This window comes from Providencia sp. PROV205 (assembly GCF_028479505.1).
GTDB lineage: Bacteria > Pseudomonadota > Gammaproteobacteria > Enterobacterales > Enterobacteriaceae > Providencia > Providencia huaxiensis.
Map to the genome: position 1 here is coordinate 43,353 of NZ_JAMPNU010000034.1, position 12,162 is coordinate 55,514.

Genomic DNA, 12,162 nt, shown 5'->3' on the forward strand with positions numbered 1-12,162 from the left:
CTATGAAACATAACCGCGCAGATTTATTAAAAAAATTTAGAGACATGATTGCTCGGGGAGAACCAATCATCGGTGGTGGCGCAGGAACAGGGCTATCAGCTAAGTGTGAAGAAGCGGGCGGTATCGATTTAATCGTTATCTATAACTCAGGCCGTTATCGCATGGCAGGTAGAGGTTCACTTGCAGGCTTATTAGCCTATGGCAATGCAAATGAAATCGTTATGGATATGGCAAAAGAAGTTTTGCCCGTAGTGAAACATACTCCTGTCCTTGCCGGTGTGAATGGAACAGACCCATTCTGCCAATTCGATAAATTCCTCGATGACATCAAAGCAACAGGCTTCGCAGGGGTACAAAATTTCCCTACCGTCGGGCTAATTGATGGTAACTTCCGCGCCAATTTAGAAGAAACAGGAATGGGCTATGGGTTAGAAGTTGAGATGATCCGCCTCGCTCATGAGAAAGATTTACTCACGACGCCTTACGTTTTTAGTGCTGAAGATGCAATTGCGATGACTAAAGCCGGGGCTGACATTATTGTGCCACATATGGGGTTAACGACCGGGGGAAATATTGGAGCTGAAACCGCACTGACGCTCAGGGATTGCGTTCCACTAATCAATGAATGGGCAAAAGCGGCAAAAGCAGTACGCGAAGATGTGATTGTTCTGTGCCACGGTGGCCCGATAGCCACCCCTGAAGATGCTGAATACATTTTAGCCAACTGCCCTGATTGCCATGGTTTCTATGGTGCCAGCTCAATGGAGCGTTTACCAACAGAAGTAGCATTAACTGCCACCACACAAAAATTTAAATCAATTACACGTTAGTTTTTTTACTTTATGTTTTGCCAACACCAGGCGCCTACTTCGGTAGGCGTTTTTTTTATTTTTTAGCTGGGTTTAAATAGCGCCATAACACCCAGAGTAATGATGTCGAATAATATAAAACCCCAAATTGGATAACCATTAATGGGTTTTCTGTCGCTCCAGTCATCTTGAGCATGCCATAATAGTTATTTTGCTCCAAATACTGTTCCGTTAACCCACCTTGCGGTAAATAACGACCAAGCAGCATGATAATAATAAAACACGCGACATAATGACGTAATTTGGCAATGCCTTCATCAAAAGCATTAAAATGGCTATTCATATCATTAGCCTGTTTTCGTCCAATAATAATACGATTAATTAATGTTGCGGCATAAATATAGAGGATCGCAGAGGAGTTAATTTGTGTGGTATGAAAAATATACGCAACGCCACCTAAAATCGCGGCAATCACAATAAAGAAAAAACCTTTCGCCACAACAGCCATCATGGTGCTCATATGAATCAAAATAAATTCAAATAATAAAATCAATACCATGTTGTAAATAACAGCCACCCCAGACCATTGAGGTGAAAACCAAAGTGACAACAAAAATACAATATAAAAAATAGTGAGCCCGTGCTCAACCAATGTTGGCAACGTCCCCATTATTCCTTGCGGTTCTTCTGATTCAAGAAAATAATGTTTTTTGTTCGTCCCTATAGTCGACGTATTTTTGCGAGGAGTTTTCCTTTTTTTTATCTTTCTAGCCACAAAGTTATTTCCCTTTTTCCTGGTAAATAGAATGCCATTTGCATAAAAAATGCATTAAGCAAGCCATAAATACAGGCATACCAAAGTAGAGCACGCCAAAGGCAAAAGCCACATGGGGTTTATCTGGGAATTCACCACCGCTAGAGATACTCGAATAATAGCCAATAGACCTTAAATATTCAGGCGTTAACCCGCCATAAGGCACGAGGAAAGATAAAATTAACACTGAGAAAATACAGAACATAAAATTAAGTGCCATTAATGCTGAATAGCCCATATTTTCTGAACGTTCTTGCTCTGTTCGGCTGGTTAAACCAAAAAGCATTCGATTTGCAACAGTGGCACTGTATAAATATAAAATTAATGGGGAATCACCTAATACTGACATATTAATGGCCAGTGCAAAAAGACCATAGAAAAGAGCAAATAACGTTAATATTCTCCAATCACGAAATACCGCCATAAAGACGCCCGAGTGAACTAAAATAAATTCAAAAATCAGGATCAATGTCAGGTTATAAATAATTTCTACCGTATAGTATTCAGGAAAAAACCATACCGATAAAATAAAACCAACATAAAATAATGAAAAACCGTAGTTTATTATTTTAGAAAAAGCACGAAGAATACTGAAAGAGTGCGAATTCTCCTTCACACTTTTTACTGAAGATTGTTTTGGGAAAAAACCTTGGCTTTTATCTTTCCCACTCCTTGGTGGCTTTACCATTACCTCACTCCATGCCATCAATACCACTTTATTAATAAGCTACTTGATAATACAAAAAATAAACAGTGGTTAAAGTCTGAATGATAGACTCGAGACAGGATAAAGTGTAAAAAATATCGACAAGATGGCATGAACGTAGAAACGCCATGCCACAGATAGACTAAATGGAAATTAAACCAGTTTGGCGATCAGCGTATCTAAGTCACCTTGTAAGAAATTTACCGGTGGAATTTCAATCACAGTATAGGCGCCTGCGGCTTGTTTCATCGTCGCTCGTGCGGCAGAAACCATAAATTGAGACGTCAGTGCAGGGTTATTAATGCGCATTGAATATTCGAACAACTGGTTATGTGTTGCCCCTGAAACGCCTTTATGAGTCATGTGCACACCGTGCCCAACATCTTTTAGTGCATCAATGCTATCCACCTGACGAATATGTGTTTCATCAGAAGAAAAGTAGCTGTCTGCTTTAATCGCTTGAGCCACTTCATCGAACTTAGCGCCACCGTCTAATTCAACATAAACCATACGACGATGAACCCCTGTTCCTAATGGAATTGTGACAGAAAGTGCATCTTTTACGCCATTGATAGCCTTAGCGGCCACACTGTGCCCCATACTCATCCCCGGACCAAAATTCGTATAAGTTACCCCTTTTGGTGCCATTGCTAACATCAATGTACGCATAATCGAATCAGAACCGGGATCCCATCCGGCAGAAACAACCGCCACGCTATTATGCTGCTTCGCGATATCATCTAAGCTACGTTTTAAAGCCACAATATCCGAATGTACGTCAAAGCTATCAACCGTATTAATTCCCAAACTTAAAATTTTTGCTGCTAATGGGCCGATTGCACGCGTAGGTGAACAGAGTAGCGCAACATCAACTTTTCCTAATTTTTCAATATCATCAACCACTTTGTAGGCTGAAAGTTCCGCAGGAATATCTTGTGTATTACGACGAACTACCCCGACTAACTCAAAATCTTCAGCGGCCAGAACAGCTTCTAGTGCATAGCGACCAATGTTACCGTAGCCCACTATTGCTGCTTTAATTTTTGTCATTTTTGCTCCTATACAGTTCTGATGTTGCTTATTAAATTATTTATAGCGAAATTGAATTTAACAGAATAATTAAAAGTAAACAAAACATTAGCCTAATTAAATCAGACGCATTTTAACCCTATTTTCATTATTGAAATCCATGTAGAATTAGCCACTCAGAAAGCTTTCCCTAACATTCATGAATATATAAAGGTTCTCAATGCATCAATCCGATGTGACTGAGCGGTCACTCTTTTCGCTCAGCTGGCCAATTTTTATCGATATTTTTCTTCATTTGGCCACATTATTAATTAATACCTATATGGTCAGTCACGTTTCTACTGCCTACCTTGCCGCTATGGGGGTGGGAAACCAAGTATTTGATCTATTTATCACTATTTTTAACTTCATTAGTGTGGGGTGTAGCGTTGTTATAGCCCAATACCTAGGGGCAGGCCGCCGAGAAAAAGCCAGCCAAGCGATTCATATTTCAATCGCTTTTAACTTTATTCTTGGTTTTTCCAGCGCATTAGTTGCGTTATTTTTTGGCTATAGCATTTTAACTATTATGAATATGCCATCGCATTTAATGGCTGATGGTTATACTTATTTACGTATTCTAGGGATTTGTTTAATCCCTGAAGCAATTTCAATTATTTTAGCGGCATGCTTGCGGGTTTATGGTAAAGCACAACCCGCAATGTGGGTCACATTAATCGCTAATGTGATTACTGTATTTGGTAACATCATTGTGCTTTATGGTTTCTTCGGCTTACCACAATATGGGCTGGAAGGCGTTGCATGGTCAACTGTCGTAGGGCGTATTGTTGCCGTTATTTTACTTTTCTGCCTACTGTTTTATGGGCTGAGAATTAAATTTGTCCCAATGATGTTAATACACTGGTCACGGAAAATATTGGGGAAAATTTTACACATTGGATTACCCTCTGCGGGAGAAAATCTCGTGTGGATCCTCCATTTCATGACCGCATCTGCATTTATCGGTTTAATGGGGGAAACGTCCCTCGCGGCACAAACGCTCTATTTCCAATTGTCATTGTTTATCATGCTGTTTGGGATCTCTATCAGCATTGGTAATGAAATTATGGTTGGTCACCTTGTTGGCGCAAAGCGCTTTGAAGATGCCTATAGGCGCGGTGTAAAAAGCCTTAAAATGGGTTTTTACGTAACAATTGGTGTCGTTATCGCCTTTTGGTTATTCCGCGATCCTATTTTAAATAATATTACGGATGACCAAGGTATTATTAAGGTACTGCTGCCATTATTTTTACTTTCGGTGTTCTTAGAGCCTGGCAGGACAATTAATATCGTAATGGTAAATGCCTTGCGTGCTTCTGGCGATGCTCGCTTTCCGCTATGTACTGCCATTATTTTTATGTGGGGCGTTGCTATCCCATTAGGCTACTTCTTAGGCATAAAAATGGAGATGGGTCTCTTAGGCATTTGGCTAGGTTTCTTTGCTGATGAATGGCTGCGCGGCTTAACCAATGCATGGCGCTGGCGCTCACGTAAGTGGCAAAGTAAACGCCTTGATGTAGAAAACTAACCTTTTCAATTATCACTTGGTCCTGTCGAATTTCATAGGCAGGACTTTTGTGACAAAGCTCAAAGTTAGAAATATTTCATTTTTATAGTTCAAATTAGAGATAATATTTCTCCCCACTCTCTTTAAATCCCCTAACTTAGTGAAGTTTTTCTCCAGACTGTTGTTTAAAATAATAAAATTGAAAAAGATTTTATTAAGGGGATTTGCCATGCATGCTCAATCACAACCACTACTTTGGCAATATTTTATCAACGCAGTAAAACAAGAAGTAAAACCTGCCTTAGGTTGTACTGAGCCGATTTCATTGGCATATGCTGCCGCCAAAGCCGCTTCATTACTTGATGGAGCCGTGATCCGTGTCTGTGCTTTTGTCTCCCCTAACCTCATGAAAAATGGCATGGGTGTAACTGTACCCGGAACAGGTATGGTTGGTTTACCCATTGCCGCAGCCCTTGGCGCAATTGGCGGTGATCCTGAAGCGGGTTTAGAAGTATTAAAATCAGCATCTGCGGATGCTATTGCATTGAGTAAAAGCATGTTAGCTCAAGGGGCTATTACCGTTGATATCAAGCACCCTTGTGATGATGTCATATACTCCGAAGCCACGGTATACACACAAACTGGATCCGCAACCGTTATCATTGCGGGGTCTCATACGAATATTGTTAAAATGATCCACAACAATCATACCGTATTTGATGCCACGACAGCTCAACCTCATCATGAATCTCCTGTTGACTGTGCGGCAGACGTCCCACTGCCGCCAGTCACCGCTAAATCTGTTTATCAATTTGCTACCGAAGCGCCATTAGAAGATATTCGTTTTATTCTTGAAGCGGCCCATTTAAACGAAGCCTTATCTCAAGAAGGTTTACGCAATGTTTATGGTTTACATATTGGTAAAACATTGCAAACCCAGCGAGATCGTGGCCTGCTTTCAAAAGACTTAATGTCAGAAATTATGATCCGTACCTCTGCGGCCTCTGATGCTCGAATGGGAGGGGCTGTATTGCCAGCCATGAGTAATTCAGGATCAGGTAACCAAGGTATCGCTGCAACCATGCCAGTGGTTGTCACGGCTGATTATTTACAATCTTCCGAAGAACAACTGGCTCGCGCCTTAATGTTGTCGCACCTAATGGCGATTTATATTCATAATCAGCTCCCTGCATTATCGGCACTGTGTGCCGCGACAACCGCAGCGATGGGGGCTGCGGCAGGCATCGCCTGGTTACTCGAGTCCCGATATGAAGTCGTTGCAATGGCAATTTCCAGTATGATTGGTGATGTTAGCGGTATGATTTGTGATGGTGCGTCAAACAGTTGTGCCATGAAGGTGTCAACCAGTGCGAGTGCCGCTTATAAAGCCGTGTTGATGGCATTAGATAATAGCTGTGTTAGAGGGTCGGATGGTATCGTTTCTGATGATGTCGACCAGTCCATTGCCAACTTATGTTCTCTAGCAGCGGGGTCTATGAAGCATACTGACGTGCAGATTATTGAAATTATGGCCGCTAAAGCGCGCCCTTAACGCCGCAGCGTTGTTGGCTGCATTCGCCAACCCTAGTCACATACTTGTGTATGCTCCTAGGGATTGGCTCTTTTGCCGTCTTGCTACGTCGCTAATGACTTTGAATTTCTTTTTTTGAAATTCTTTTTTTTGAATTGTTCTATTTTGAATTAACTTCTAGGGCTGCGAATTTTTCGCGAATTATATCTTCTGGTAGATCAATACCAATAAACACTAATACACTGCGGCGTTGTTCATCAACGTCCCAGTCTCTATCCCAATCCGCACTGTAAAGGCGCTGAACACCTTGGAATAGCAACCGCTTTGGCTCATCCACAATAGAAAGTATTCCTTTATAACGCAGTAAATTATCAGCAAAACCAAGTAATAATTCTTCCATTACCTGAGAAACTGCCATCAGTTCAACAGGGTAATTAAATTCAAGGACAATCGAGCCCACTTCATTTTGTTGTTTAGGGGCGAAACGGAATGTCGGCTGTTTGACATTCAATTGTGAATCCAATAAAAAGCCTTCGATGTCCAATAATAAATTCAGGTCGATATCACCGTGAATAACGGGGTAAATCGGTGCCCTGGCATTAATACGTTGTAAACGTTCAATTAAAGCTTCATTATTTGGCTCAATATCGGTTTTGGTCAATAAAATACGGTCTGCATAGCCAATCTGCGCTTGGGCAATGGCGAAATCATTCAATTGTTTATCAGCGTGGACAGCATCCACTAAGGTAATAATGCCGTCTAATACATAACGTTCACATAAGACTTCATGGGAAAAAAAAGTTTGAGTGATCGGGCCTGGATCTGCCATGCCAGTGCACTCGATGACTAGACGGTCAAAGTCTAATTTTCCACTATCAAGGCCATCTAATAGGTCTAATAAGGCATTTTCTAATTCATTCGAACGGCTACAACAAATACACCCATTACTTAATGTAGTAATTTGTGTCGCACGATCACCAATTATTGCGTTATCAATGGGGACTTCACCGAACTCATTTTCAATCACTGCGATTTTATGACCATGCTCAGCATGAAGAATATGGCTAAGGAGAGTCGTCTTACCTGCACCGAGAAAACCGGTTAAAATTGTTACGCTAATAGGTTTCATTATTGCCCTCACACTTCATTGATTAACAGCAGCGAAATCCGCCTTTACCACTACCACCATACCGTGCATCTTGTCTTTCGCGAAAAAACTCTTTATATGTCATCACGGGTTTATCTGGGTGATTATCACTCATATGCTGTACATAGGTATCATAATCAGGAATACCAATTAACATTCGTGCGGCTTGCCCGAGGTATTTTCCTGTTTTGCCGAGATTTCCAAACATCAGCCTCTCCAATACAAATGCCCTACATCATGAGTACACAATGTAGGGCGACCTTTCATTTATCAAACACCTTTCGATGTTCAAATTCGTTGAAGGGTAACTTAATGTGAAGATGAAACTTTCACGCCCTCTTCAGGTACAGGAACATAAGGTGTTTCTTTGTCTGTACGCTCTGGGTTTTTGTATGCTTTCATCCCAACACGGATACCGTAGAAAATGATACCGTAGACAACCACTAAGAATAGAATACTCAGGCCTGCGTTGGTGTAGTTATTAATAATAATGTGATTCATATTAGTAATTTCTTGTGCAGTTAATTCTGCACCACCTGCCGCAATCTTATCTTTATAAGATTTCGCTAAGTATAGGAACCCTTCCAGTTGTGGGTTATCACTGAATAATTTCAGTCCTAATGCCCAAGTTGTACAGATTAATAGCCATACCGCAGGTAAGACGGTCACCATAATGTATTTACTGCGTTTCATCTTAATCAATACAACTGTACTTAAGATTAAAGCAACCGCGGCTAACATTTGGTTCGAGATACCGAACAGAGGCCATAGGCTCTTAACACCGCCCAGTGGGTCAACAACGCCTTGATACAATAAGTAACCCCACAGGCCAACACATCCCGCTGTACCGATGATACCCGCAACCAGTGAATCAGTTTTCTTCAAGAACGGAACAAAGTTACCTAATAAATCTTGCAGCATAAAGCGGCCAGAACGGGTTCCTGCATCCAATGCTGTTAAGATAAACAGAGCTTCAAACAGAATACCAAAGTGATACCAGAAGCCCATATTTGCCGCAGGCATGATTTCATGGAAAACATACGCAATACCTACTGCTAATGTCGGCGCACCACCTGCACGGTTTAACACCGACGGCTCACCAATATCTTTAGCTGTTTGCATGATTTGTTCAGGTGAAATCACAAAGCCCCATGAACTCACTGTAGCAGCTGCATGAACAGATACATCTTTGAGCTGAGCCATGATAGCTGCGCCATCTGGGCCACCCAACTCATGCAAGTTAGGCATTGTAATACCCAACGCTGCCGGTGGTGTATTCATTGCAAAATACAGACCTGGTTCGATAATAGAAGCCGCTACCAGTGCCATAATCGCAACAAATGACTCCATTAACATTGCACCATAACCGATGTAACGCGCATCTTTTTCGTTTGCTAATAACTTAGGTGTAGTACCTGAAGAAATTAACGCATGGAAACCGGATACCGCACCACAAGCGATGGTAATAAATAAGAATGGGAATAGAGTACCTTTCCAAACAGGGCCGGAGCCATCAACAAATTGTGTGACTGCTGGCATTTTTAATTCAGGGTTTAGAATAACGATACCAATCGCTAAACCAACGATAACCCCAATTTTCAGGAAGGTCGCTAAGTAGTCACGAGGCGCTAAAATCAACCATACAGGTAATAATGCTGAGATAAACGCATAACCCACTAATGCATAAGTAATTGTCGTGTCTTTGAATGTCAGTGCTGGGCCCCAGTATGGGTCGTGAGCAATCACGCCACCAAACCAAATAGAAGCCACTAACAGAACAATACCGATAACAGAAACTTCACCTACGCGTCCCGGCCGGATATATCGCATATATATCCCCATAAACAATGCGATAGGCACCGTTGACACAACGGTGAAGACACCCCATGGGCTTTCTGCCAAGGCTTTCACCACTATCAATGCTAATACAGCAAGGATAATGATCATAATTAGGAAGCACCCAAAGAGCGCCAGCGTTCCCGGAATTGGGCCAAGCTCCTCTTTAACGATTTCCCCTAATGATGCACCATTACGGCGTGATGAAATAAATAACACCATGAAATCTTGCACCGCACCGGCTAACACAACCCCCGCAAGCAACCATAAGGTGCCGGGTAAATAGCCGACTTGAGCCGCAAGAACCGGTCCGACTAATGGCCCTGCCCCTGCAATCGCGGCAAAGTGGTGACCAAATAGAACATTTTTATTTGTCGGAACATAGTTTAACCCATCATTATTAATGACGGCAGGAGTCGCACGTGTTTCGTCCAGCTTCATCACTTTCTTAGCAATATATAAGCTGTAATACCGATATGCGATGAGATACACCGCCACAGAAGCGACGACAATCCACAGAGCACTGATGTGCTCACCACGTCTGAGTGCGACTACCCCCAAGCAGACCGCACCGATTATTCCTAGGATCATCCACGGAATGTGCTTTAAAATACCATTTTTGTTCATAGAACACCCTTCTGAGGTAAAACGAACATGCCATTGATTTTGTATTAACCACCATAAAAAACGATATCGCTGTGTTTTCATTGCTTATCATTTATCGTTGATGGCTTTTTAATTGGCAGTGGTTGAACTGTATTACATTAAAAAATTGAGCTCTGCCATGGTCTATATGGTATGAAATTACACTCTGCAAATGACTAAAGTTAGGCTAAGTGGTGACATAAGGAATTAAGCGGTTTGTTTTTTACTTTGAATGGTTTTTAGGGGGGCTAGATACGGCCAAAAGTGTGATCTATATAACTATTTTATTTTGTTTTCAATAAGTTAAAAAATAAATTTAATGTGAGTAAAATGAGAGTTATTGTAAATAAATCTCATTAATAACGTAAAATTCAAAAGTGGTTTATCTAAAACTGTATAATACCTATTTACTATTAGCGTGTAATCGTTGTCCATTTACCACCAACCCACCAACTGTGTTCACCGTCTGTTTGTGTTTCACATCCGATACCGACTTTTGCTTTTCCTGCTTCAAATGGATACGCGCAATCATAAATTGCATCAATCACAATTTCTCCTGTTATTGCGTCTGCAAAACCAATTTTATCTTCTTTGCGTATTCGATATACCCCGTCTTGTGCTTCATCAGGCCAATTATCAAAATAGTAAAGTTGGTAAATCTCTTCTCCTTTTTGGTTAAAAACAGCCAAACCTTTATTAGGTGATTTTCCTAAGCAATACTTAAATGAAGATTGTTGCTCAAAACACGCAATTTTATCTTTTTCGTTCTCTACCCATAAACTAAATTGTTGTTCAAGATTTTGCGCTGTTGATAAAACAGATATTAATCCTAGAGACATTAAACCCACTACATAATGAATCTTCATAACTTTCCTTGCTCTACTTTTACGCCTAATAGGTGATAAGAAACCAAGCTTATCTGATTCGTTCTATTGAATACTCACTTAATAAAGATAGCTGATATCCCTTTCAATGAAACTAGGAATAACGGTAAACAAAGTCTTATATAAGAATAATCTCAAGACTGAAATTGAGTCATCAACTAGAAATGATGGGGTAACATACCATGCTTATTTATCAAACCTATTCACCCATATAACATATAAGACCAAAAACCAACTATCGATATCACTTAAGACAATGAAAAACCACATAACCAATTGAAACAAATAAGAATTAACAATTAGAAATCAATTAAAAAAACAGAAAAATGCATTTTCTGCCTGTTTGACAACCTACGTGAGTAGAATTAATGTTAATCACGTTCTCCGGTGAACCTGTGTTCACTAAATAAATACTAAGACATTTAAAATTAAGTTTTTATGAAGAAGTAAATTGTTTATTAAATATCTAATATTAATAAACTCGTTTTATTAATAGATTCTTAAATAATGATTGTCGGGTTGTTAATATTTATTAATAGAATAAAAACTTAATCTGAAATATGAAACTTTAAATATATATTAATTTAAAAACAAAATTAAAATTTTTCCATATACTTAGGAACTATGATTATGAAATTAAATAAACTTGCTCTGATTGGTGCTTCACTGTTGCAACTCTTTCTTCTCAAGCTTTTGCTGCTCAAGATGCAACTGTTAACTTTAATGCACGTTTAGTTGCTGCAACTTGTAATACTAGCGCTTCTAAAGACTTAATCAGCTTAGGAACTCACTCAAACGAAAAAATTGATACAGCTAAAGCATTATCAGAAGCAAACTTTAATTTAGTTTTAAATAACTGTACTAAAGTCTATGACGCTGCCGCTGGTAGCGATAACGAAGCTGGAAAAGCAACTACTGTTTCTATCTTAGCAACAGGTGAAGCATTAACTGGCCATTCAGACATGTTTGCAGATGCTCAAGCATCACAAATCAGTGTTAAGTTAGCAGCTGGTAAAGATAAAGTTGCGGTTAAGCCTAACACAACAACTGAAGTTGCAGACCTGAAAGTTACTGGTCAAAGTGATTACATCATCCCAATAGTTGCAGGTCTTTATGCAACAACAACTGATGCTGTCGCTCAAAACTTAAACGTACCAGTAACCTTCAGTGTTGCTTACGACTAATAACAGTCGTCCGTTAGTTTAGCTAGTAATG

The 12,162-nt window shown here is 40.2% G+C and carries 11 protein-coding genes; 4 read left to right on the forward strand and 7 right to left on the reverse strand.

Annotated features, from left to right (window positions below):
• Window positions 1–2 precede the first annotated feature (2 nt).
• Window positions 3–830: a phosphoenolpyruvate hydrolase family protein gene (locus tag PR800_RS17925; RefSeq protein ID WP_166265743.1), complete on the forward strand. Its 828-nt coding sequence runs from the start codon at window positions 3–5 to the stop codon at window positions 828–830.
• Between the two features lie 55 nt (window positions 831–885).
• Here PR800_RS17925 and PR800_RS17930 read toward each other — a convergent pair whose 3' ends face one another.
• The 3 genes from PR800_RS17930 to PR800_RS17940 form a co-directional block, all read right to left on the reverse strand.
• Window positions 886–1,584 carry a hypothetical protein gene (locus PR800_RS17930; protein WP_166265746.1) on the reverse strand — a complete coding sequence of 233 codons (699 nt, stop codon included), beginning with the start codon at window positions 1,582–1,584 and terminating at the stop codon, window positions 886–888.
• Between the two features lie 4 nt (window positions 1,585–1,588).
• Window positions 1,589–2,311, reverse strand: coding sequence for a hypothetical protein (locus PR800_RS17935; protein ID WP_272531217.1), 723 nt, complete (start codon window positions 2,309–2,311; stop codon window positions 1,589–1,591).
• 171 nt (window positions 2,312–2,482) lie between these two features.
• On the reverse strand, window positions 2,483–3,379 hold the full coding sequence (locus PR800_RS17940) for a diaminopimelate dehydrogenase (RefSeq protein ID WP_102139433.1): 897 nt from the start codon (window positions 3,377–3,379) through the stop codon (window positions 2,483–2,485).
• Between the two features lie 199 nt (window positions 3,380–3,578).
• Between PR800_RS17940 and PR800_RS17945 the strand changes: the two genes are divergently transcribed.
• Window positions 3,579–4,925 (forward strand): MATE family efflux transporter, encoded by a 1,347-nt coding sequence (locus PR800_RS17945; protein WP_102139434.1) that lies wholly within the window; start codon window positions 3,579–3,581, stop codon window positions 4,923–4,925.
• Between the two features lie 208 nt (window positions 4,926–5,133).
• Entirely contained in the window at window positions 5,134–6,456 is a 1,323-nt protein-coding gene (locus tag PR800_RS17950) for an L-cysteine desulfidase family protein (RefSeq protein WP_272531218.1), read from the forward strand.
• Between the two features lie 139 nt (window positions 6,457–6,595).
• Here the strand turns inward: PR800_RS17950 and yjiA are convergent, their stop codons facing one another.
• The 4 genes from yjiA to PR800_RS17970 all read right to left on the reverse strand — a co-directional run bounded on the left by yjiA (window position 6,596) and on the right by PR800_RS17970 (window position 10,929).
• Window positions 6,596–7,564 (reverse strand): GTPase, encoded by a 969-nt coding sequence (gene yjiA, locus PR800_RS17955; protein WP_272531219.1) that lies wholly within the window; start codon window positions 7,562–7,564, stop codon window positions 6,596–6,598.
• Window positions 7,565–7,586: 22 nt separating this feature from the next.
• Entirely contained in the window at window positions 7,587–7,790 is a 204-nt protein-coding gene (locus PR800_RS17960; protein ID WP_004260586.1) for a YbdD/YjiX family protein, read from the reverse strand.
• A gap of 101 nt (window positions 7,791–7,891) precedes the next feature.
• Window positions 7,892–10,045, reverse strand: coding sequence for a carbon starvation CstA family protein (locus tag PR800_RS17965; protein ID WP_102139446.1), 2,154 nt, complete (start codon window positions 10,043–10,045; stop codon window positions 7,892–7,894).
• Window positions 10,046–10,476: 431 nt separating this feature from the next.
• Complete coding sequence (locus PR800_RS17970) at window positions 10,477–10,929, reverse strand: WG repeat-containing protein (protein ID WP_166265755.1); 453 nt, start codon at window positions 10,927–10,929, stop codon at window positions 10,477–10,479.
• A 791-nt stretch (window positions 10,930–11,720) separates the two neighbouring features.
• Here PR800_RS17970 and PR800_RS17975 point away from each other — a divergent pair.
• Window positions 11,721–12,131, forward strand: coding sequence for a type 1 fimbrial protein (locus PR800_RS17975; RefSeq protein ID WP_232368245.1), 411 nt, complete (start codon window positions 11,721–11,723; stop codon window positions 12,129–12,131).
• Window positions 12,132–12,162 lie beyond the last annotated feature (31 nt).